We start from the raw sequence: 20,716 nt of genomic DNA on the forward strand, positions 1-20,716 counted from the left end.
GAGTCCGGGAAGCATATTCATGCTCCGGACTCTTTGGTATGCATCCCTTCATCGCCTAGCTCAGATGAAACTCTTTCATCTTATTATAAAGCGTCCCGCGCGAGATGCCGAGCAGCTTGGCGGCAGCGCTCTTGTTGCCGAACGTCTTGCCGAGCGCTTCTTCGATGAGCGCAATCTCGTCTTCCTGCGTCAATGCCGGCTTCAGCGCCTTGCGTTCGTAGAAGCCGGACTCCTCGTCCGAGGCATCGTGCTGCAGCTGATCACGCTGGAGCGCCTCCGGCAGCAGGTCCATCGTGATCCGTTCGCCGTCGCACAGAATGATGCAGCGTTCGATGACGTTGCGCAGCTCGCGCAGATTGCCAGGCCACTGGTAGCTCATAAAGGCGACCATGACGCCGGGATCGAAGGCCGGGATCGGCTTCTGATATTGAAGCGCATAATCGCGGACGTACAATTGGGACATCGACGGGATGTCCTCCTTGCGCTCCCGCAGCGGCGGGATGGCGATCGAGACGATGTTGAACGCGTAGTACAGGTCGTCCCGGAACGCGCGCGCGGCGACCATGTCCGCCAGCTGCTGGTCGGTCGCGGCAATGACGCGCGCCTCGATGCGAACCGGCGTCTCGGCGCCGCTGCGGGTGACGAGACGGGTCTGCATCGCTTGATAGAGCTTCGCTTGAATCTCCACCGGCAGCTTGTCAATCTCGTTCAGGAACAGCGTCCCGCCCGCGGCGGCTTCAAGCGCCCCCGCTTTGCCGGTGTCCTGCCCGGAGAACGTGCCGCCTTGATAGCCGAACAGCTCGATATCGAGCAAGCCGGGCGGGATGGAGCCGCAGTTGACGATGACGAACGGCTGGTCGGCTCTCGGGCTGGCATGGTGGATCGCCGTGGCGAACTGCTCCTTGCCCGTACCGGACTCGCCGACGAGCAGGAAGGGAGCCGAGGCGCCGGCGACTTTGCGCGCGAGGCCGATCGCCTTGTTGATCGCGCTCCCTTTGCCCTTGATGCCGCCGAACGGATCGTCGCTGCTGCCGGCCAGCTCCGCGGGCGCCGGCTGCACATTCGTCAGCTCGTCGTTCAGCTTCACCAGATGGGTGATGTCCTGCTCGGTGGCGATACTCGCGATAATGCGGCCATTCATGTCGTAGATCGGAGAAGCGTTAATAAGCACGTGCGTATCCGGCCGCGGACGATGATAAGCGCCGCGAAGCATTCGGCCTTCGTCGAGAATGCGCAGCACCATCAGCGCCTCGGGATCAAAGTGCTCGCCGATGCGCCGTCCGAGAATGTCTTCCTTCGGGATGCCATAAATCTCCTCGGCGTTGCCATTCCAGCAAATGACGGTGCCGCTGCGGTCGACGACGGTCACCGCGTCAGTCACGGTCTCGGCGAGCGTGGCAAAATACGCGTCCAGCCGCGCAAGCTCGGTCAGCGCCGCGCGCACGAGGCTGCCGAGCGGGCACGAGCCGAGCAGCTCCCCGTTCTCGCCCTGGACGATGATCAGCCGGGAGACGTCGTCTGGAATCTCGGCCAGCGCCGCGTTAAGCGCCCGCAGATCATTCGTATACGGCAGAATGAACGAGGCGAGGTGCGTTTTGCCCGTGATGTATTCGCTGATCGTTCCCGTCAGGGAGTCTTGAAAGTAGCAGAGGTCCTTGGGCGTAAACACGTAGGATCGCGCGTCCGTCGTGACGCAAGCGTCCAGCCCGCGCCCGAGCAGATCGACCAATTCTCCAAGGCCAGCTTGCGGGCGAACGATCTCGAAAGAATGGATCGGTAATTGTTCAATCTTGAACATTGGTAACCTCACATCAATGTGTATTTCTATCAATTTACCATGCGCCCTTTATCATTTACAACAAGCTACCGAGCGATTCGACAATAATTTTCCAATTGAGCGAATGTAAAACAATGAACACTGAACTGTACAAATATACAAAATTGTTGAATTATTATGTACAAATCTTGAATACCTATTGTATACTACATGTGTGTTACGTTAACTGACATCCAATACGGGGGACTAGGGAGGTGAGCTGCACAACTTGGACATCGCTTGTTAGCTGTACTGAAAAGAAACGGGTTTGAGCAGAAACAAGAAGCAGCGATTCTAGAGGAGGATGACCAGTTCATGGCCCAACTTAGCACGGCAGATGCCCAGCAGCAGACCGTGGCGCGCAAGACGAGCGTTAAGGCGCTCATCGCCAGCCTCATCGGAAGCTCCATTGAATGGTTCGACTATTTCCTGTATGGCACGGCGGCGTCGCTCGTATTCAGCAAATTATTTTTTCCCTCGGAGGATGCGGTCGTCAGCCTGCTGCTTTCGTATCTGACCTTTGCGCTGCCGTTCTTCATTCGTCCGCTTGGGGGCATTATTTTCAGCCATATCGGGGACAAGATCGGCCGTAAGAAGACGCTCGTCATGACGCTGTCCCTCATGGGCGGGTCGACCGTCCTGATCGGCTTGCTGCCGGATTATAACGCGATCGGCGTTTGGGCGCCTATACTGCTCATCACGATGCGCTGTATCCAGGGACTCGGCATTGGCGGCGAATGGGGCGGCGCTCTGTTGCTGGCCGTCGAATACTCGGGCAAGAACAACCGGGGGTTCTTCGGCAGCATTCCGCAGATGGGGGTCACCATCGGCATGCTGCTTGGCACGCTCGCGTTGTCGCTGACGAGCATGCTGCCGGACGATGCATTCCTGTCATGGGGCTGGCGAGTGCCTTTCATTATGAGCGCGGTGCTCGTGTTCATCGGCCTATGGATTCGCGGCGGGCTCGACGAGACGCCGGCATTCAAGGAAAGCAAGGAAAGCGGCGAAGTGTCCCGCGTGCCGCTGCTCGACACGCTGCGCTATCATTGGAAGTCCGTCCTGATCGCCGTCGGCGCGAAAGTCGTGGAGACCGGACCGTTCTACATATTCGGCACCTTCGTCATCGCTTATGCGACGACCTATCTGGATTACGAACGGACCGATGCGCTGAATGCGGTTCTGATCGCGGCGCTGGTCGCGACGGTCATCATTCCTTACATGGGCAAGCTGTCCGACAAAGTCGGGCGCAAACCGCTGTACATCGGCGGTACGATCGCCATCATGGTCTATGCGTTCCCATACTTCTATCTGCTGTCGCTCAAGTCGGTGTTCATGCTGACGATTGCGACAATTATCGGATTGGGCATTCTGTGGGCGCCGATAACGGCGGTGCTCGGCACGATGTTCTCGGAGATATTCAGTACGAAGGTCCGGTACACGGGCGTCAGTCTCGGCTATCAGCTCGGCGCGGCATTGGCAGGCGGCACGGCGCCGCTCATCGCGACCTATCTGCTTGAGGAATTCAATGATTCGTGGGTACCGGTCGCCATCTACATGATCGTCACGGGCTTGATCTCGATTATTGCGATTAGCGCGGCGAAGGACAGACGGCAGGAAGAACTGTAATTTTACGCCCTTATACTTTAGTGTATTACAGCATCATTGTGGTAGTAGGGAAGAGGCTGCGTCGCTTGGGGAAGCGTGCTTTCTCAGAGACGCGGCTTCTTTTATGGGAAAAAGTGTTCAATAATGAACACTTTAATTGTAATTATGGTATTTATGTTCAATTTAAAAATATACATGTACAACGTGAACATATTGTGTATAATCGGAGTATAACGTGTTAAGGCAGGTGTGACACCATGGAAACGGTTATGCGGAATATGTTTCTGAAGCTGGCGAAGAACCGTCCGGCGAACAAACTGGCCAAACGGTACGGCTTGCGCTTCGGCGCGCAGCGCTTCGTGGCCGGAGAGACGATCAAGCATTCGATCGATGCGGTTAAGCAGCTGAATGCCAGCGGTCGCGTCGTGACGCTCGATCACTTGGGCGAGTTCGTGTTCACGGAGGAAGAAGCGAAGGAATCGGCGACGATGTGTCTGCTTACGCTCGACGCGATTCATCAGGCTGGCGTGAGCGCGAACCTCTCGCTCAAGATGACGTCGCTTGGCCTCGATATCAGCCGCGAGCTGTGCATGCGCAACATGCGGGACATTCTGACCCGCGCGCGGTCGTACGGCAATTTCGTCCGCATCGACATGGAAGATTATGCGCACTGCCAGATGTCGCTCGATATTTACCGCGAGCTGCGCCAAGAGTTCGATAATGTAGGCATCGTCATCCAAGCGTACCTGTACCGGACGGAACAGGACATCGCGGATCTGAACGAGCTGAAGGCTAACCTTCGCCTCGTGAAAGGCGCCTACAAGGAGTCGCCGAAGGTCGCGTTCCCCGAGAAGGCGGACGTCGACAACAACTTTAAGCACATCATTCGCCAGCATCTATTGAACGGCAATTATGCCGCGATCGCGACGCACGACGAGACGATGATCCAATACGCCAAAGAGATCGTTCGGGAATATGGTATACCAAACGACCGATTCGAATTCCAGATGCTCTACGGCATTTGCGAAGATTTGCAGAAGAAGCTGGTAGCCGAAGGCTATAAGGTGCGCGTCTACGTTCCGTACGGGAACGATTGGTTCGGCTATTTCATGCGCCGCTTGGCGGAACGTCCCGCCAATGTCTGGTTCGTGCTCAAAAATATGTTCAAATAAGGAGAGTGTCCATACATGAGTATCCTCACGCCAAACGAAGCATTCCGCAACGAGCCGTTCGTGAACTTCGCCCTCGAAGAGAATAAGCAGGCGATGCTCGCTGCGATCGCGAAGGTCAAAGCACGTCTGGGCCGCGAATACCCGCTGCATATCGGCGCGGAGAAGATCGTCACCGAGGCGAAAATCAAATCGATCAACCCGGGCAACGTGGATGAAGTGATCGGTTATGTGAGCAAAGCGGATCAAGCGCTTGCCGAGCAGGCGATGCAGACGGCGCTCGCCACGTTCGAGACGTGGAAGAAGGTGCCGGTCGCCGAGCGCGCCGAGTACCTGTTCAAGGCCGCGGCGATCATGCGCGAGCGCAAGCACGAGTTCTCCGCGATGATGGTGCTCGAAGCAGGCAAAAACTACGCCGAAGCGGACGCCGACACGGCGGAAGCGATCGACTTCATGGAATTCTACGCGCGTGAGATGCTGCGTCTGGCGGCAACGAATGAGCACCAGCCGCTGACGCCGGTCGCCGGCGAAGACAACAAGCTGACCTACATTCCGCTTGGCGTCGGCATCGTCATTCCGCCGTGGAACTTCCCGCTGGCGATCTGCGTCGGCATGTCGACAGCCGCGATCGTATCGGGCAACACGATTCTGCTGAAGCCGGCTTCCACGACCCCGGTCATCGCGCACATGTTCGTCGAGCTGATGGAAGAAGTCGGCCTGCCGGCAGGCGTGCTCAACTTCGTGCCGGGCAGCGGCGCCGAGGTGGGCGACTACTTGACGACGCATCCGAAGACGCGTTTCGTCAGCTTCACGGGCTCGAAGGAAATCGGCCTGCGCATTAGCCGTCTGGCGGCCGACACCGCGCCTGGTCAGATCTGGATCAAGCGTCTCGTCGCGGAGATGGGGGGAAAGGACGGGATCGTCGTGGACGAGACGGCTGATCTGGACGCGGCCGCGCAAGCGATCGTCGCTTCCGCTTTCGGCTTCCAAGGGCAGAAGTGCTCGGCGGGTTCCCGCGCATTCATCGTGGAGTCCGTCTATGAAGAAGTCGTCGAGAAGGTCGCCGCGCTGACGAAGCAGATCCAGTCCGGTCTTCCGGAGCAGAACTTCGCGGCGGGTCCGGTCATCGACCAAGGCTCCTACGACAAGATCCTTGGCTACATCGAGATCGGCAAGAACGAAGGCCGCTTGATCGCCGGCGGCGGCAAAGCCGAAGGCAACGGCTATTACATCCAGCCAACGGTATTCGCCGACGTGGACGGCAAAGCGCGCATTATGCAGGAGGAGATTTTCGGACCGGTGCTGGCGCTGGGCAAGGCGAAGGACTGGCGCGAAGCGATCGAGGTGTATAACGACACGGAGTTCGGCTTGACCGGCGCGTTCTTCTCGAAGGACGAGGGCCGCATCGAAGAAGCGCTCGAGACGATGCACTGCGGCAACCTGTACGTCAACCGCAAATGCACCGGCGCGCTTGTGGGCGCGCATCCGTTCGGCGGCTTCAATATGTCAGGCACGGATTCCAAGGCGGGCGGTTATGACTACCTGCTGCTCTTCACGCAAGCCAAAATGACATCCCGCAAGTTGTAATTACCATATGAGCCCTTGCTTCTACGCGATTCAAGGGCTCTTTCTTGACTCGACTCAACCTAACTCGACTGTCGAAGGGGATATCCGGATGATGGACCAGACAAGCAGCTTGCCCATGGATGCGGCGAATACGGCGGATAAGAAGCAGGCGGATACCGAAAACATGGATTTGTTCACGCGGACCCAACAAACGATACATACGGCGCTTCAATACTTGGGCTGTGACGAAGGGATGTACGAATTGCTCAAGGCGCCGCTGCGCGTCCTGACCGTGCGCATCCCGGTCAAGATGGACGACGGCACGGTGAAAGTGTTCACTGGCTACCGGGCGCAGCACAACGACGCGGTAGGACCGACCAAAGGCGGCGTGCGCTTCCATCCGGACGTCACAGAGGATGAAGTGAAAGCGCTCTCGATGTGGATGAGCATCAAATGCGGCCTGACCAATCTGCCGTACGGCGGCGGCAAAGGCGGCATCCAGTGCGATCCGCGCTCGATGTCCTTCCGCGAGCTCGAGCGTCTCAGCCGCGGCTACGTCCGCGCGATCAGCCAGCTGGTCGGCCCGACGAAGGATATCCCGGCGCCGGACGTGTTCACGAACTCCCAGGTGATGGCATGGATGATGGACGAATACAGCCGTATCCGCGAGTTCGATTCGCCGGGCTTCATCACGGGCAAGCCGCTTGTCCTCGGCGGATCGCAAGGGCGGGAATCGTCGACGGCGCTCGGCGTGACGATCGTGCTGAAGGAAGCGGCGAAGCTGGCCGGCATTCCGCTCGAAGGAGCGCGCGTCGTGATCCAGGGCTTCGGCAACGCGGGCAGCTTCCTGGCCAAATTCCTGCATGACGCCGGCGCGAAGATCGTCGGCATTGCCGACGCGGTTGGCGCGTTGTATAACGAAGATGGTCTCGACATCGACCATCTGCTGGACCGCCGCGACTCCTTCGGCACGGTGACCAATCTGTTCCCGAACCGGATCACGAACGCCGAGCTGCTGATGAAGCCGTGCGACATCCTTGTCCCCGCGGCGATCGAGAACCAAATAACGGAAGCGAACGCGGGGCAGATCCAAGCGCGCATCGTCGTGGAGGCGGCGAACGGACCGACGACGTCGAAGGCGACGGACATCCTGACCGAGCGCGGGATCATGCTCGTGCCGGACGTGCTTGCCAGCGCGGGCGGCGTGGTCGTATCCTATTTTGAGTGGGTACAAAATAATCAAGGCTACTATTGGTCTGAAGACGAGGTCAACCGCAAGTTGACCGAACTGTTGATCGCTTCGTTTCATCAGGTGCACCAGACCGCGCAGACCAAGCGCGTCAACATGCGGCTCGCCGCGTATATCGTGGGGCTGCGCAGGATGACGGAGGCGGTCCGATGGAGAGGGTGGGTGTAAAGAACGGATAACCGTCAAACTGGTGGCTTCGCAACCGAGAATGTTCTTTCGATCGCTGTTGTTTACCGGATTCTTTCGATGGAATAGGCTAAGGTATGAATCCGGACACAAGCGGGTGATTGGTTTGCATCCATATGACAAGGATGCAGCATTCAACCAACTTCAGAATCATTCTCTTTTGTTCCGCACTAGGTTGACCGTTTCTTTCATCAAAACCCGAGTAGGCAAATAAGGAGGAACCAACATGGCACAGACCAGCATTATTTTGCGCGTGGAGTTGAACCACGCTTTGGTAAGTTTCGGGGATGTGGCGGCGACGATCAGCCGCGCTGGCGGCGACATTACGTCGATCGACGTTATTCGTCCGGGCAAGGAGTCGTCCGTGCGCGACATTACGGTCGACGTGGCGGACACGAAGGAGTCGACGATCGTCGACTCGCTGAAGGCGCAGGCGGGCATTAAGCTTATCAACGTCTCCGACCGGACGTTTCTCGTCCACCTGGGCGGGAAGGTCGAGGTGACGCCGAAGCTGCCGATTAAGAACCGCGACGACCTCTCCCGTGTCTATACGCCGGGCGTAGCTCGGGTGTGCACCGCGATCGCCGAGAATCCGGACAAAGCCTACTCGCTGACGATTAAGCGCAATACGGTCGCGGTCATTAGCGACGGCACGGCGGTGCTCGGCCTTGGCGATATCGGGCCGCACGCGGCGGCGCCGGTCATGGAGGGCAAGGCGATGCTGTTCAAGCAGCTGGCCGATGTGGACGCGTTCCCGATCTGCCTCGATACGAAGGATACCGAGGAGATCATCCGCACGATCAAGGCGATCAGCCCGATCTTCGGCGGGATCAACCTCGAGGATATCAGTTCGCCGCGCTGCTTCGAGATCGAACGTCGGTTGGCCGAAGAGCTGGATATGCCGGTGTTCCATGACGATCAGCACGGCACGGCCGTCGTCGTCATCGCGGGTCTGCTCAACGCGCTCAAGGTGACCGGCAAGCGGATCGGCAATATCCGCGTCGTCGTCAACGGCATCGGCGCGGCGGGCGTCTCCATTTGCAAAATGCTGCTGAATGCCGGCGTGACGCGCCTTGTGCCGGTCGACCGCGAAGGCGCGATCGTGCGCGGCGGCCAATATGAATACCCGATGTGGCAGTGGCTTGCTGACCAGCCGCAGGTCGAAGACCGTCCGGGCACGCTGAAGGAGCTGATCGAAGGCGCGGACGTATTCATCGGCGTCTCGCGCGGCAATCTGCTCGGCGGCGACGATGTGTTGCGGATGGCGGCGGACCCGATCGTCTTCGCCATGGCGAATCCCGTGCCGGAGATTGCGCCGGAGGAGGCGCTGCCGCATACGGCCGTCTTCGCGACCGGACGCAGCGACTATCCGAACCAGATCAACAACGTGCTTGTGTTCCCGGGCATCTTCCGCGGCGTGCTCGACTGCCGCGCGCGGGTGATCAACGAGCCGATGAAGCTGGCGGCGGCGCGCGCGATCGCGGCCGTCATTTCGGAGAACGAGCTGAACGAGCAGTATATCATTCCGAGTATCTTTAACGAGAAGGTCGTGCAGAACGTGCGGAAGGCGGTCATCGAGACCGCGATCCTGACCGGCGTGTCGCGCCGGGTACCGCCGGACTTCCGCTAAGCGTAGAAGAGGAGAGATCGCCAGATGGCGGTCTCTTTTTGCATGCAATCTCATGTTGCGAACCATCCTTTGCCTAATTTAGATTGGAGCCGGATTCGATATACGGTACGATCGGGAGAAGACGAGGAGAGGGAGGACGACAGCTATGCTGAAGTTTAGAGAGATGGCGGAGACGGATTACGACGTCATGATCGGTCTGTGGCGCGGCGTGGAAGGATTGGAGATCAGCGGAGCGGACTCGCGCGAGGGGATTACGGCTTACTTGGCGCGAAACCCGGGCATGAGCTTCGTCGCGGAAGCGGAGGGGCGGATCGTCGGTACGATCTTGGGCGGTCACGATGGCCGTCGCGGATTCATCTATCATCTGGCGGTCGATCCGGCCTGCCGGGGACAGCGGATCGGCACCGAGCTGACTGAGCGCTGTCTGCGCGCGATCGCAGCGGACGGCATCGAGAAGTGCCATATTTTCGTCAAGTCGGACAACGCGATCGGACAAGGCTTCTGGGCGCGGGCTGGCTGGGCAAAACGATCAGGCTTCGACGTATTCTCTCGCGACACGGTCGTTCTGGAGCTGATCCGGGCAGAGGAGCGATAAGATGGAGGAGGCGATCGCCCGGAGCATCCGGGAGGACGAGTTGGCGGAGCTGCTGGCGCTATACCGGCACATGCACGAGCACGATCCGGACATTCTCGGCGAACCTTGGCTGGACGAGCTATGGCGCGGCATGCTGGATGACCCGAGCATGGACATCATCGTGGTGGAACAGGCGGGTAAGCTGGTGTCGACCTGCGTGCTGTCCGTCATCCGCAATTTGACGCGCGGCGGCAGGCCATATGCCTTGATCGAGAACGTCGTCACCCATCGGGATTACCGGCAAAGAGGCTTCGCCCGCCTGGCGCTGAACCGGGCCGTGGAGAACGCGCGGACGCGAGGCTGCTATAAGGTGATGCTTCAGACGGGATCGAAGCGGGAGGAAGTTCACCGGTTCTACGAGAGGTGCGGGTTTACGAAGGGGGTCAAAACCGGGTTTATCCGGAAATTCGATTGAAGCGCGGCTTGACCGCTTGGCGGCGAGTCGTGCACGCCTGACGGGCGTTCGCGGCCAACGAAGAAGACCGTTCCGGGGAGGAACGGTCTTCTTCGTTATAAATGTCGACAAGTAGGCAGGATGCCCGCAAGAAGGGGAGAGCGCGCGGGGCCCTGTCGATCGGATTTGCGGAGGGGGAGTGTCGATGCATTTCCGCGGCGGGGGGAACTAACTTACGGGAAGCAAAGAGGTACACGCGCTCGACGGGGTAAGCCTTGCCAACCCTCGGGCCGGCGTTCTTTCGATGTGTTCAACTTACCATGGTAACGGGGACGTTGTGTACTATACCGCGGTATAAATGTGAGGTTATACTTGGAAGACATAGGCCAAGATGGCGGCATTCGATGCGGGATAGGCGGGGGAGAGCGGAATGAACGTGGATGGTATGCGATGGGAAGAAGGGACCGGCATGCCCGGCTGGGCGGCGGAGATCGCCTTCGACGAGGCGGAAGAAGCCTATCTGGTCGGCCGCGGGGAGGAAAGAGCGAGGTTCGAGCGTTTCGTGCGCGGCGAGTCCGACGAGAAGCGGGTGTGGAATCTATATGGCACCGGAGGCGTCGGGAAAAGCACGCTGCTGGATGCTTTTCGAAGACAGGCGCGCAGACAAGGGGCTGCTTTCTATTTGCTGGATAGCCGCGATTTCGTTCATACGGGCGGGGCATTCTGCCGCAAGATGCTCGAACTGATGCGGCGCAGCGGAGGAGCGACCGACGGTGACGAAGAGGCGCTGCGTGAAGTTGTCGATGGGCTGAACAAGCTGGCGAAGGACCGCCGGGTCGTCGTCGCGATCGATACGTTCGAGGAGACGGGCCTGCTGCAGGAGTGGCTCAGAGATCAGTTTCTGCGCAAACTTGCCTCGGGCATTCTGGTCGTGCTGGCAGGACGGCATCCGCTGAAAGGACCGTGGTTGCTGTCTCCGGCGTGGCGTGAGCGCACGTTATGGATGCCCGTCGGTCACCTGGAGCGGGCGGACGTCATCGATTACGCGCGCCGATGCGGCATTGTAAGCGCGGATCAGGCAGAATATGTGTGGGAACGGACGCAAGGACATGGACTGTCGCTTGCGCTCGCCGTTTCATCCGCGCTCCTGGGAACCGAGGGACCGATCGGGTCGGTTGGCTGGTCGTCGGAGCTGGCATCCCTGTGGCTGAAAGAAGTGCCGGACGAGGAGCTTCGGACATTGGTAGAAGCGGCGTCGCTACTGCGGCTTTTTCATCAGGAGCTGCTGGCGTACGTTGTGGAGCGGGAGGTGAATGATGAGGCGTTCACCCGGTTGACGGAACTGTCTTTCGTGCGGAAGTCTGCGAAGGGCTGGCGCTTGCACGACTTGATGCGCGAATCGACGTGCGGCCAACTAAGGGAGCGCTTCCCGGGGAAATACGGCAAGCTTGCGGCGCGCGGCGTATCGTATTATGCGCAGATCATTCGCGACGACTACCGGAGGCGGGACGTGGCCGCGGAGGTGGGGGAGCTATTCTACTTCATCGGGGATGAGACGATACGCGCTTCGCTGAACGTAACGCGAACGAAGGCGTATACGTGGGAGCCGATGACCGCTGCGAACGTGGAGGAGGGACTTCGCTACCTGGAGCGGCGGCGGTCCGAAGCCGCGCCTGTGCGCCAGCGGGGAATCGATCCAGCGACGGGCGCGCTGCTGGAAGCGCATCTGACGAAGGAAGAGATGCTGTACGCGATCGCTGGACTGGACCTTGCGGAGCTGCTGGCCATCGCGCCGAACGCGGTCTTGTTGATGCGGAATCCGGAAGGCGATGTGCACGGGTTGTCGGCCATCATCCCGATCGAATCGCGCACGTTGGCTTATCTGGAGCAAGACCCGTTCGCAGGACCCTATTTCCGCAGTTTGCCTAAGGAAGCGCGACAGGCGCTGAACGTGCCGGGGCCGGAACCGGCGGGCTGGTTCATCAAGAGCATCGATATTCTGGACTGGAACGATTCCGCTCTGATGGCGGAGGCCGCCTCCCGAATGCACGGGCTGATGTGCGCGGGCAAATTGTTCGTCACTTCGCCGCCTCCGCTTGCGATGTTCCGGCAGTCCCATCTCGGTCTTGGTTTCGAGCTGCTCGCGGACGTTACGCATTGCGCTTACGACGGGAAGACGCCGACGCCGACCTTCGTGCTGGACACCCGCGGCGAAGGACTAGAGCGGTTCCTCGCCGACATGCTCAGACGGATCGGGGCCGAGCTTGAGCCGGCGGGAGAAGCTGCAGTCAAAGAACGGGAGGCAGAGGAACTCGATAAGCGACAGCGGCTGTTCGATGCGTACGGGCTGACAGAGCGGGAGCGGGAAGCGGTGCAGTTCGTACTGGAAGATTACTCGAACGTCGAGATCGCAGGGCGTATGTTCGTAAGCGAGATTACGGTCAAGAAGCATTTGAGTTCGGTGTACGCGAAGATGGGCGCGAAGAATCGCGTTCAATTGATCAGGGCATTCCTGCAAAGCAGGGATGCCCAATGAAGAGATAGATCAAAAGCGTTGTATAGAAGCGGGGCCGCGCATCCAAAATAACCCGGTATCGTCGAAAGAGACGATGCCGGGTTATTCGTCCAGGCGATTAAAAATAAGGAAGAACGGCGGCAACCATCCGATGGCTGCCGCCGCCCAAAACTGAGGCCGCTTCTCCCTCACGGATTCTCCATAATGTGATAGACGCCGCGTTCAGTCTGAAGCAAGGCGCGCGGGCCGTCCGTCTCGACCTTCTTCAAGCCTTCGAGCGGAATTTCGAAGACGCCTCCGGGGAGCGGACTTTGCTCGGAGTCGGTCAAGACGACGCCTTCGCCGCGCAGCAGCAGGGAGCTGCCGTTCGTGTAGTCGTCGCCGCCTTCTTGCGGCTGACGGTAATCCACGCTGGTCAGCTGGATCATGACGCGGTCCAGATCGCCCTGCTCTTCCTTTTGAATCAGCAGCTGCTTCGATTTGTGCTCCTCCAGCCAATCGGACAACGTGTCGATACTGCTCATGGGTATCCCTCCGTTTATCGGTATTTGCAAGCGCATAAGATGTGCAGACAGGTTCTCTTATTTCCATGTTACCCCAAATGCGGCTTGTTCCATCATGCCCAACATGGAGCATTGCTATGAGCGTGGATTTTGTCTTACTTGACGTTACCTGGTTGTAACTATAAAATAACTTACATATAGTAACTAACTAAGTTCAATACTACACAAAAAAGGTTGTGACGATTATGAGCATCGTTCTGCATCCGGATATCAAGCTTGGCGAAGTGAAATTGAAGGTGAGCGATTTGCCGCGTTCGATTCGCTTCTATGAAGACATCGTGGGCCTAACGCTGCTTGCGCGCGAGGAGAAGACGGCGAGCTTGGGCGTGGACGGAAGCGCGCCGCTCCTCGTCTTGGAGGAGGTTCGGGATGCCGTCATTTTGCCCCGTCGCTCCGCGAGCGGCCTGTACCATTTCGCGATTCTGGTACCGACCCGCAAGGCGCTCGGTCTCGCGCTTCGCAATCTGATCGCCTCGGGCATCCATATCGGTCAGGCGGACCATCTGGTCAGCGAGGCGTTGTATATCGAGGATCCGGATCATAACGGAATCGAGATTTACCGGGACCGGCCTCGGAACGAGTGGCCGCGCGAGGCGAACGGGCAGGTGAAGATGGCGTCCGATCCTATCGATTGGGACGGCTTGCTGAAGGAAGCGGAGGGGAGCGATTGGGAAGGGCTCCCGGCCGGGACGGTTATTGGGCATGTTCACTTCCACGTTGGCGACCTCGCCGCCGCGAAAGCCTATTATTGCGATACGGTCGGCTTCGAGATCGCGACGGACGGCTGGCGGCAGATGGGCGCGTTGTTCATCGCGGCCGGCGGTTATCATCACCATATCGGGCTGAATTTGTGGTCCGGCCAAGGCGCGCCGGCGGCGCCGGCGAACGCGGCGGGGCTGGCTTATTTCACACTTGTCCTGACCGGAGCGGAGGAGCTGGAGCGGGTAACCGCCGCGCTCCGCGAAGCTGGCGTGCCGGTCGAGGCGCGCGATGGCGCCTGCTTCGCGACCGATTCGTCGGGGATTACGATGCGGCTGGTGACGGCATAACGCTTGCTGCCGACAGGTTCTCTAGCTATGCGAAGAGAGCAGACCCCATGGCCTGCTCTCTTCGCGTTCTATATTAGAGCGACGCTTCGGCCGCCTGGCGCAGCTGCCGGCGAATGTCCGAAGCGGTTCGCATCGGGTCGTCCATTTGAAAGATAATATGCCGGTACTTCTCATGTCCCGCCAGATCGAGTTGTACGAGCGGCGTGCGCGAGCCGAAGGAGAGAAAATACCACTGATTGGCGAATTTGAAGCTACCTTCGTAAAGATGGAGGCTGGCGATGGACGTACCGGGCATGCGAAGCATCCATTTCGGCGCGTCGAAGTAATCCACGTACACGTGACGGACCGTTTCATACGGAATGACGACTTTCGATTTGATGGCGAATATACGGTTCAAGCCGGTTAACTGGAGCGTCAATTCATGTTGGCCGAACAGCACTTTACGTCCCATAGCCATTGCTCCTCTCTATTGAAAAGGCTTACATTTACTATATCATATTTTACGGGACGCGGATTTGTGCATATTCGCTCATTTTCGTTGCAAAATTGTGCGGATGTACAAGCGGACGCCAGTCGGATTTTCGAAATCCCTACTTGACAACTATGAATTGCGGATTTAAGATTAGCTCAATTGTTGCAACGATACGAGCCGACTAGACCACTAGAGGCCCTCATTTCACGCACGCGCCCGGCGCTTGCGGAGACGAGGGTCTTTTTTTATGGCCGAAATGTAATATTTCTTCATCGAAAAAAGAATTCGTTGAAACAAAATTTGAACGAAGAAGGGAATGGCGTCGCGTGCTAAAAGGCGGGCTTATCCGCATCCGGGAAGCGGTGCAGCGATTGACTCAGGCCGAAGAGCGGATCGCCAGGTACATCCTTGCGCATCCGGAGGAGGCCATCAAGCTGTCCGTGCAAAAGCTGGCCGCCGCCGCTTGCGTGAGCGAGGCGACCGTCGTACGGCTGGCGCAGTCGCTGAAGTACGACGGCTTCAAGGCGCTCAAGCTGGCGATTGCCGCGGATTTGGCCGGCGAGCGGGAGGACGGCGAACAGTACCGGCAGTTCCCCGTCGGCAGTCCGATCGGCGCGATGATGGAGTCGATCTCGAACAACAACATCAAGTCGATTCGCGACACGCTCGCCGTCCTGTCCGAGGAAGCGGTCGAACAGGCGGTAGCCATGATCGGCGAGGCACGGAAGATCGCGCTCTTCGGCGTGGAATCTTCCTCGGTCGTCGCCGATGATTTCCGGCAGAAGGCGCTGCGGCTCGGACTGTGGTGCGAGCCGGGCTACAGCGGCGATTCGCAAGCGATTATCGCGGCGAACTTGCAGCCTACGGACGCTGTGCTCGCGATCTCGTACTCCGGCGCGACCGGCTCGGTGCTGCGCGCGATGCAGGTGGCCAAGCGGCGGGGCGCGAAGACGATCGCAATTACGCAGATCGGCAGCAGTCCGATTGCCGAGGAAGCGGACGTGGCGCTGTACACGAGCTCGCTGGAGCAAAACTTCCGCAACGGCGCCATGGCGTCGCGCATTGCCCAACTGAACGTCGTCGACATGATTTACGTGGGGCTCGTGACCCGCAGCTACGCGGACAGCCTCGATACGCTGGAACGGACGAAGGCGGCAGTGCGGTATGCGCGTGGGGAAGAGGAATTCAATATTTGAACCATGGGGGAGAGAATAAGGATGGGCATTAGGCGGAAATGGCAAGCGAAGGCTGCCCTGGCGGGGCTTGCGGCAACATTGACGATCGCGGGCTGCGCGTCGGGGAACGAGACGGCGAATGAACCCCTCGAACAGGCGGCGGAGACGGCGAAGGCGGATCAGGAGGCGGCCAAGGCCGAACCGTTCACGCTGCAAGTGGCGGTGTGGGACGAGAAGCTGAAGGAGACGGTGCAGCAGACGTTCGATCTCTACAAGCGGGAACACCCCGAGGCGGACTTCAAGCTGACGGTGACGCCGGTCAAAGAATACTACACAAAGCTGCAGACGGCGCTCATTGGCGGCAGCGGACCGGACCTGTTCATGATGAACGGCCCGAACTTCAACAAGTTCGCTTCGCTCAAGCTGCTGACCGATCTGCAGCCGCTGGTCGAACAGGACGCGCTAGATACGACGGTTTACCCGGATGGCATTACGAAGCTGTATCAATATGAAGGCCATCAATACGGCTTGCCGTACTACTTGGGCTCGATCGGCCTGTTCTACAACAAGGCGCTGTTCGACGCGGCGAAGGTGCCGTACCCGGACGAGACGTGGACATGGGAGACGCTCCGGGCGAACGCGGCCAAGCTGACCGACAAGACCCAAGGGACGTATGGTTATATCGCAGCGAATGACAACCAGTCGGGCGTCTATCCGCTCATCTATCAAGCAGGCGGATCGGTCATTAGCGAGGGCGGCAAGAAGTCCGGTCTCGATGCGCCGGAGAGCGTTGCCGCGCTGCAGTTCATGAAGGACCTGATCGACGAGGGCATCTCCCCGAGCGCCCAGCAGCAGCTCGAGACCGCGCCGATCCAGCTGTTCGGCTCGGGCAAGGCGGCGATGGTGCCAGGCGGCTCGTACGACGCGAGCACGCTGCATGGCATGCTTGGCGACAAGCTGGGCGTCGCGCCGCTGCCGGCTGGCAAGCAGGCGGGTTTCCTCGTGCACGGCTCCAGCTGGGTCATCAACAGCAAGTCCGAGCATCAGCAGGAAGCATGGGCGTTCCTGAAAGTACTGACCGGCGCGCCGGGCGCGGAGCTTCTGGCTAAGAACGCGGTCAACTTCCCGGCGTACAAGGATGCGGTCGCGCTGTGGATGCAGTCCATCCCTACGCTCGACATGAACGCGTTCGTGAGATCGCTCGAGAACACCGGTCCTTATCCGGTCTCGAAGAACACGGCGGAGTGGCAAAACGCTATTATCGAAGAAATTACGAACGGCTTGCTTGGCAAGCAGTCGATTCCGGATGCGGCGGCAAAAGCGGCGAGCCGGATGAATGAGATCTTGGCGAAGGAGTAAACGAGAGGGGAGGAGCGGCATGAGCATGAGGGGAATTCAGGCACGGGCGCTGGAAGCGGCGCCATCGGCCAAGCCACGGGCGGCGAGACGGACGCCTCGCGGCAGAACGGTGGAGATGTGGTGGGCTTATGTTTTCGTGCTGCCGGCTGTCATCGTGCTGGGCGTGTTCCATCTGCTGCCGGCCGCGGCGTCGCTGGCTATCTCGTTCACGGATTGGGACGGTCTGTCCGCCATCCAGTTCGCGGGTTGGGACAATTATGCCGCGCTGCTGGCGGACGACAACTTCGGGAAAGCGGGGCTTCATACATTCTTGTACGCGCTGGCGGTCGTGCCGATCTCCGTCTTGATCGCGACGCTGGTCGCCGTTCTGCTCAATGCCGGGCTGAAGGGACAGACGTTCTATCGAACCGTCTACTTCATCCCGGTGGTAACGATGTCGACCGCGGTCGGCCTCATCTGGAAGTGGTTGTACAATTCCGAGTACGGGCCGATCAACGCCGTGCTTGGCTTCCTGCATCTGCCTCAGCCGAGCTGGCTGTCGGACAGTCGCTTCACGCTCATCTCGATCATGATCGTCGGCATTTGGGCGGCGATCGGCCATCATATGATTATTTTGCTCGCAGGGCTGCAAGGCATCCCGCAAAGCTTCTACGAGGCGGCGTCGATCGACGGGGCGGGCAAGCTGCGCGCGTTCTTCCGCATTACGCTGCCGCTGCTGTCGCCGAGCCTGTTCTTCGTCGTGACGACGTCGGTCATCTCGTCGCTCCAGCTGTTCGACCTCGTCTTCGTTATGACCGGCGGCAATCCGGCGCTGCTCAGCTCCGCGCGAAGCGTCGTGTTCAACGTCTATGAGGAAGGGTTCGTGCTGTTCCGCATGGGGGCGGCTTCGGCGCAGGCGGTCGTACTGTTCATCATCATTCTGCTGCTTACGATCGTGCAGCTCAAGCTGCAGAAGCGGTGGGTTCATTACTAACGAAAGGGGGAGAAGGCGATGATCCGCTCTTACCGGTTGCTGATCCACGCGGTTCTGGCCGCGGGCGCGCTGCTCATGGCGCTGCCCTTCTTATGGATGCTCCTTACGTCGCTGAAGACGTTCGCGGAGTCGATGCAGGCGCCGCCGACGCTCATTCCGGCCTCCTGGCAGTTCGGCAATTACGCCAAAGTATTCGAGGAGACGGATTTCCTCCGTTATTTCGGCAACACGCTGCTGCTGACGGTTGTCAAGACGGCCGGGCAGCTGCTTTTTTGCTCGATGGCGGCATTCGCGTTCGCGACGATGCGCTTCCCGGGCAAGAACGCGCTGTTCCTGCTGCTGCTCTCGGTCATGATGCTGCCGCACCAAATCTCGCTCATCCCGACCTTCCTGCTCGTAAAAGAGCTGCATTGGCTGGACACGTATTACGCTTTGGCCGTTCCTGGACTCGCGAGCGCGTTCGGTATTTTCCTGCTGCGGCAGTTCTTCCTCTCCATTCCGGCGGAGCTGGGGGAGGCGGCGAGAGTGGACGGCGCGTCGTTCCCGCGCATCTATGCGCGTGTATACCTGCCGCTATCTGCGCCAGGACTATTGTCGCTATCGATCTTCGTCATCATGGCGGCATGGAACGACTTTCTGAATCCGCTCGTCATGACGAGCTCGGACGAAATGCGGACGCTCTCGCTCGCGGTGGCCAGCTTCGTGGGCGAATTCTCGACCGATTATCCGCTGATGATGGCGGCCGCCTGCATGGCGGTACTGCCGCTCATCGTCTTGTTTGCCGCGCTGCAGCGCTATTTTATTCAGGGGATCGCCCTAACGGGGATGAAGAGCTAATGACCAATATCATTCTGATTATGACCGACCAGCACCGGGCCGACGCGCTCGGCTGCTATGGCAATGATGTGATCGAGACGCCGAATCTGGATTACTTGGCCTCCGGCGGCACGAGGTTCGCACATGCGTATACGCCGTCGCCTTCTTGCGTGCCCGCGCGGGCCGCGCTGATGACCGGGATGGAGCCGTGGCATACGGGCATTCTCGGGATGGGCGCCGGGCAAGGTCCGATGGGCGTCGGGTTCGCGCACACGCTGCCCGGTGAGCTGGCCAAGGCGGGCTATCATGCGGCGGGCGTCGGCAAAATGCATTTCTACCCGCAGCGCGCGCTGAACGGGTTCCACGAGACGGTGCTCGACGAGTCGGGCCGCGAGGAGGATCCGGGTTTCGTCTCCGATTACCGGGCCTGGTTCCGGCAGCAGAGCGGCGGCCGCTACGACATCGTCGATCACGGCATTGGCTGGAATTCGTGGATGGCAAGGCCTTATCACGCGCCGGAATGGATGCATCCGACCACCTGGACCGTGAACGAGGCGATCCGGTTCCTTGGCCGGCGGGATCCGTCCCGTCCGTTCTTCTTGAAGGTATCGTTCGCGCGTCCGCATTCGCCTTACGATGCGCCGCAGCCGTATTACGACCGTTACTTGCGCCAGGAAGAGAGGCTGCCTGCGCCGTACCGCGGCGACTGGGACGATCGGCACGACGATCCGGCGGAGGCGCTGCGGCCCGATGCGTGGCGCGGCGTGAAACGTCCGGCGGATATCCGCCAAGCTCGCGCCGGTTATTATGGGTCGATCACCCATATCGACCATCAGCTCGGGCGGCTGTTCGAGCGGTTGAAGAAGGAGAAGTTGTTCGACTCGTCGCTGATTCTATTCGTCTCCGATCACGGCGATATGCTCGGCGACCATCATCTGTGGCGTAAAACGTACGCGTACGAAGGCTCGGCCCGCGTGCCGCTGATCATCAAGCTGCCCGGCGGACGTCCGGCCGATGCGCCGTCCGTCGTCGAAACGCCGGTCGTGCTGCAGGATCTGATGCCGACAATGCTGGAGGAGGCGGGGGTGCCAGTCCCGGCGGCCGTCGACGGGTTGAGTCTAAGCGGTGCGTTGCGTGGCGACATCTCCGGCTTGGCGGCACGCGGGTATATTCACGGCGAGCATTCGACTTGTTATTCGGAGGAGCAGGAGATGCAGTATTTGACCGACGGGCTGTTCAAATATATCTGGTTCCCCCGCCTCGGCACCGAGCAGCTGTTCAGTCTCAAGGACGATCTGGCGGAAGCGGAGGATCTTGCAGGCAAGCCCGAGTGGCGGCCGGAGCTGCTGCGCTGGCGCGAACGGCTCGTCCGCAAGCTTGAGTCGCGCGGCGCGGGGCTGACGCGCGGCGGCGAGTTGGTCTGTCAGGCGGGAATGCCGTATTTGGTCTCGCCCTATTATGAAGCACGGCGGCAGAGCGCGGCGTTCGACTGGACGAGTTGGACATGGAAGCGTGCCGGCTTGCCGGTGCAAGGCGGTTAGACGT

General features: G+C 59.7%; 17 protein-coding genes. 14 read left to right on the forward strand and 3 right to left on the reverse strand.

The features are described from left to right. Window positions 1-55 precede the first annotated feature (55 nt). Window positions 56-1,798: a sigma-54 interaction domain-containing protein gene (locus ACFFSY_RS04370; protein WP_377490439.1), complete on the reverse strand. Its 1,743-nt coding sequence runs from the start codon at window positions 1,796-1,798 to the stop codon at window positions 56-58. 333 nt (window positions 1,799-2,131) lie between these two features. Between ACFFSY_RS04370 and ACFFSY_RS04375 the strand changes: the two genes are divergently transcribed. The 8 genes from ACFFSY_RS04375 (at window position 2,132) to ACFFSY_RS04410 (ending at window position 12,785) form a co-directional block, all read left to right on the forward strand. Further along, complete coding sequence (locus ACFFSY_RS04375; RefSeq protein ID WP_377490442.1) at window positions 2,132-3,442, forward strand: MFS transporter; 1,311 nt, start codon at window positions 2,132-2,134, stop codon at window positions 3,440-3,442. 236 nt (window positions 3,443-3,678) lie between these two features. Continuing rightward, window positions 3,679-4,593, forward strand: coding sequence for a proline dehydrogenase family protein (locus ACFFSY_RS04380; protein ID WP_377490445.1), 915 nt, complete (start codon window positions 3,679-3,681; stop codon window positions 4,591-4,593). 15 nt (window positions 4,594-4,608) lie between these two features. Then, the gene (pruA, locus tag ACFFSY_RS04385; protein WP_377490448.1) at window positions 4,609-6,177 is read left to right on the forward strand and encodes an L-glutamate gamma-semialdehyde dehydrogenase; all 1,569 of its coding nucleotides are present in this window, start codon (window positions 4,609-4,611) and stop codon (window positions 6,175-6,177) included. Between the two features lie 163 nt (window positions 6,178-6,340). Continuing rightward, window positions 6,341-7,573 (forward strand): Glu/Leu/Phe/Val family dehydrogenase, encoded by a 1,233-nt coding sequence (locus ACFFSY_RS04390; protein WP_377490712.1) that lies wholly within the window; start codon window positions 6,341-6,343, stop codon window positions 7,571-7,573. Window positions 7,574-7,817: 244 nt separating this feature from the next. Further along, a complete protein-coding gene (locus tag ACFFSY_RS04395) occupies window positions 7,818-9,221 on the forward strand; it encodes an NAD-dependent malic enzyme (RefSeq protein WP_377490451.1) in 1,404 nt (467 codons plus the stop codon). A 145-nt stretch (window positions 9,222-9,366) separates the two neighbouring features. Beyond that, entirely contained in the window at window positions 9,367-9,816 is a 450-nt protein-coding gene (locus ACFFSY_RS04400) for a GNAT family N-acetyltransferase (protein WP_377490454.1), read from the forward strand. 1 nt (window position 9,817) lies between these two features. After that, window positions 9,818-10,270 carry a GNAT family N-acetyltransferase gene (locus ACFFSY_RS04405; RefSeq protein ID WP_377490457.1) on the forward strand — a complete coding sequence of 151 codons (453 nt, stop codon included), beginning with the start codon at window positions 9,818-9,820 and terminating at the stop codon, window positions 10,268-10,270. Window positions 10,271-10,679: 409 nt separating this feature from the next. Beyond that, window positions 10,680-12,785 (forward strand): LuxR C-terminal-related transcriptional regulator, encoded by a 2,106-nt coding sequence (locus ACFFSY_RS04410; protein ID WP_377490460.1) that lies wholly within the window; start codon window positions 10,680-10,682, stop codon window positions 12,783-12,785. Window positions 12,786-12,952: 167 nt separating this feature from the next. Here ACFFSY_RS04410 and ymzB read toward each other — a convergent pair whose 3' ends face one another. After that, window positions 12,953-13,288 carry a protein YmzB gene (gene ymzB / locus ACFFSY_RS04415; RefSeq protein WP_377490463.1) on the reverse strand — a complete coding sequence of 112 codons (336 nt, stop codon included), beginning with the start codon at window positions 13,286-13,288 and terminating at the stop codon, window positions 12,953-12,955. A 224-nt stretch (window positions 13,289-13,512) separates the two neighbouring features. Here ymzB and ACFFSY_RS04420 point away from each other — a divergent pair, with 224 nt between their 5' ends. Further along, window positions 13,513-14,376 (forward strand): VOC family protein, encoded by an 864-nt coding sequence (locus tag ACFFSY_RS04420; RefSeq protein ID WP_377490466.1) that lies wholly within the window; start codon window positions 13,513-13,515, stop codon window positions 14,374-14,376. A 73-nt stretch (window positions 14,377-14,449) separates the two neighbouring features. Here the strand turns inward: ACFFSY_RS04420 and ACFFSY_RS04425 are convergent, their stop codons facing one another. Continuing rightward, the gene (locus ACFFSY_RS04425; protein ID WP_377490469.1) at window positions 14,450-14,827 is read right to left on the reverse strand and encodes a hypothetical protein; all 378 of its coding nucleotides are present in this window, start codon (window positions 14,825-14,827) and stop codon (window positions 14,450-14,452) included. A gap of 347 nt (window positions 14,828-15,174) precedes the next feature. On the opposite strand from ACFFSY_RS04425, the gene ACFFSY_RS04430 reads away from it, so the two are divergent. The 5 genes from ACFFSY_RS04430 to ACFFSY_RS04450 are packed head-to-tail and all read left to right on the forward strand — an operon-like array spanning window position 15,175 to window position 20,712. After that, the gene (locus tag ACFFSY_RS04430) at window positions 15,175-16,044 is read left to right on the forward strand and encodes a MurR/RpiR family transcriptional regulator (RefSeq protein WP_377490472.1); all 870 of its coding nucleotides are present in this window, start codon (window positions 15,175-15,177) and stop codon (window positions 16,042-16,044) included. A 21-nt stretch (window positions 16,045-16,065) separates the two neighbouring features. Continuing rightward, complete coding sequence (locus ACFFSY_RS04435) at window positions 16,066-17,382, forward strand: ABC transporter substrate-binding protein (RefSeq protein ID WP_377490475.1); 1,317 nt, start codon at window positions 16,066-16,068, stop codon at window positions 17,380-17,382. Between the two features lie 19 nt (window positions 17,383-17,401). Beyond that, window positions 17,402-18,355, forward strand: a complete 954-nt coding sequence (locus tag ACFFSY_RS04440) for a carbohydrate ABC transporter permease (protein ID WP_377490478.1) — start codon at window positions 17,402-17,404, stop codon at window positions 18,353-18,355. Window positions 18,356-18,373: 18 nt separating this feature from the next. After that, window positions 18,374-19,192 (forward strand): carbohydrate ABC transporter permease, encoded by an 819-nt coding sequence (locus ACFFSY_RS04445; RefSeq protein ID WP_377490481.1) that lies wholly within the window; start codon window positions 18,374-18,376, stop codon window positions 19,190-19,192. Then, window positions 19,192-20,712: an arylsulfatase gene (locus ACFFSY_RS04450; RefSeq protein WP_377490484.1), complete on the forward strand. Its 1,521-nt coding sequence runs from the start codon at window positions 19,192-19,194 to the stop codon at window positions 20,710-20,712. The genes ACFFSY_RS04445 and ACFFSY_RS04450 overlap by 1 nt, the downstream gene beginning before the upstream one ends. The last annotated feature ends 4 nt before the right edge of the window (window positions 20,713-20,716 follow it).

The organism is Paenibacillus aurantiacus (assembly GCF_042431225.1).
GTDB lineage: Bacteria > Bacillota > Bacilli > Paenibacillales > Paenibacillaceae > Paenibacillus_Z > Paenibacillus_Z aurantiacus.

Bases quoted from the DNA above. Each gene is read 5' to 3' on its own strand.
- ACFFSY_RS04370 (WP_377490439.1), bottom strand. From the start codon at position 1,798: ATGTTCAAGATTGAACAATTACCGATCCATTCTTTCGAGATCGTTCGC.
- ACFFSY_RS04375 (WP_377490442.1), top strand. From the start codon at position 2,132: ATGGCCCAACTTAGCACGGCAGATGCCCAGCAGCAGACCGTGGCGCGC.
- ACFFSY_RS04380 (WP_377490445.1), top strand. From the start codon at position 3,679: ATGGAAACGGTTATGCGGAATATGTTTCTGAAGCTGGCGAAGAACCGT.
- pruA (WP_377490448.1), top strand. From the start codon at position 4,609: ATGAGTATCCTCACGCCAAACGAAGCATTCCGCAACGAGCCGTTCGTG.
- ACFFSY_RS04390 (WP_377490712.1), top strand. From the start codon at position 6,341: ATGGATTTGTTCACGCGGACCCAACAAACGATACATACGGCGCTTCAA.
- ACFFSY_RS04395 (WP_377490451.1), top strand. From the start codon at position 7,818: ATGGCACAGACCAGCATTATTTTGCGCGTGGAGTTGAACCACGCTTTG.
- ACFFSY_RS04400 (WP_377490454.1), top strand. From the start codon at position 9,367: ATGCTGAAGTTTAGAGAGATGGCGGAGACGGATTACGACGTCATGATC.
- ACFFSY_RS04405 (WP_377490457.1), top strand. From the start codon at position 9,818: ATGGAGGAGGCGATCGCCCGGAGCATCCGGGAGGACGAGTTGGCGGAG.
- ACFFSY_RS04410 (WP_377490460.1), top strand. From the start codon at position 10,680: ATGAACGTGGATGGTATGCGATGGGAAGAAGGGACCGGCATGCCCGGC.
- ymzB (WP_377490463.1), bottom strand. From the start codon at position 13,288: ATGAGCAGTATCGACACGTTGTCCGATTGGCTGGAGGAGCACAAATCG.
- ACFFSY_RS04420 (WP_377490466.1), top strand. From the start codon at position 13,513: ATGAGCATCGTTCTGCATCCGGATATCAAGCTTGGCGAAGTGAAATTG.
- ACFFSY_RS04425 (WP_377490469.1), bottom strand. From the start codon at position 14,827: ATGGGACGTAAAGTGCTGTTCGGCCAACATGAATTGACGCTCCAGTTA.
- ACFFSY_RS04435 (WP_377490475.1), top strand. From the start codon at position 16,066: ATGGGCATTAGGCGGAAATGGCAAGCGAAGGCTGCCCTGGCGGGGCTT.
- ACFFSY_RS04440 (WP_377490478.1), top strand. From the start codon at position 17,402: ATGAGCATGAGGGGAATTCAGGCACGGGCGCTGGAAGCGGCGCCATCG.
- ACFFSY_RS04445 (WP_377490481.1), top strand. From the start codon at position 18,374: ATGATCCGCTCTTACCGGTTGCTGATCCACGCGGTTCTGGCCGCGGGC.
- ACFFSY_RS04450 (WP_377490484.1), top strand. From the start codon at position 19,192: ATGACCAATATCATTCTGATTATGACCGACCAGCACCGGGCCGACGCG.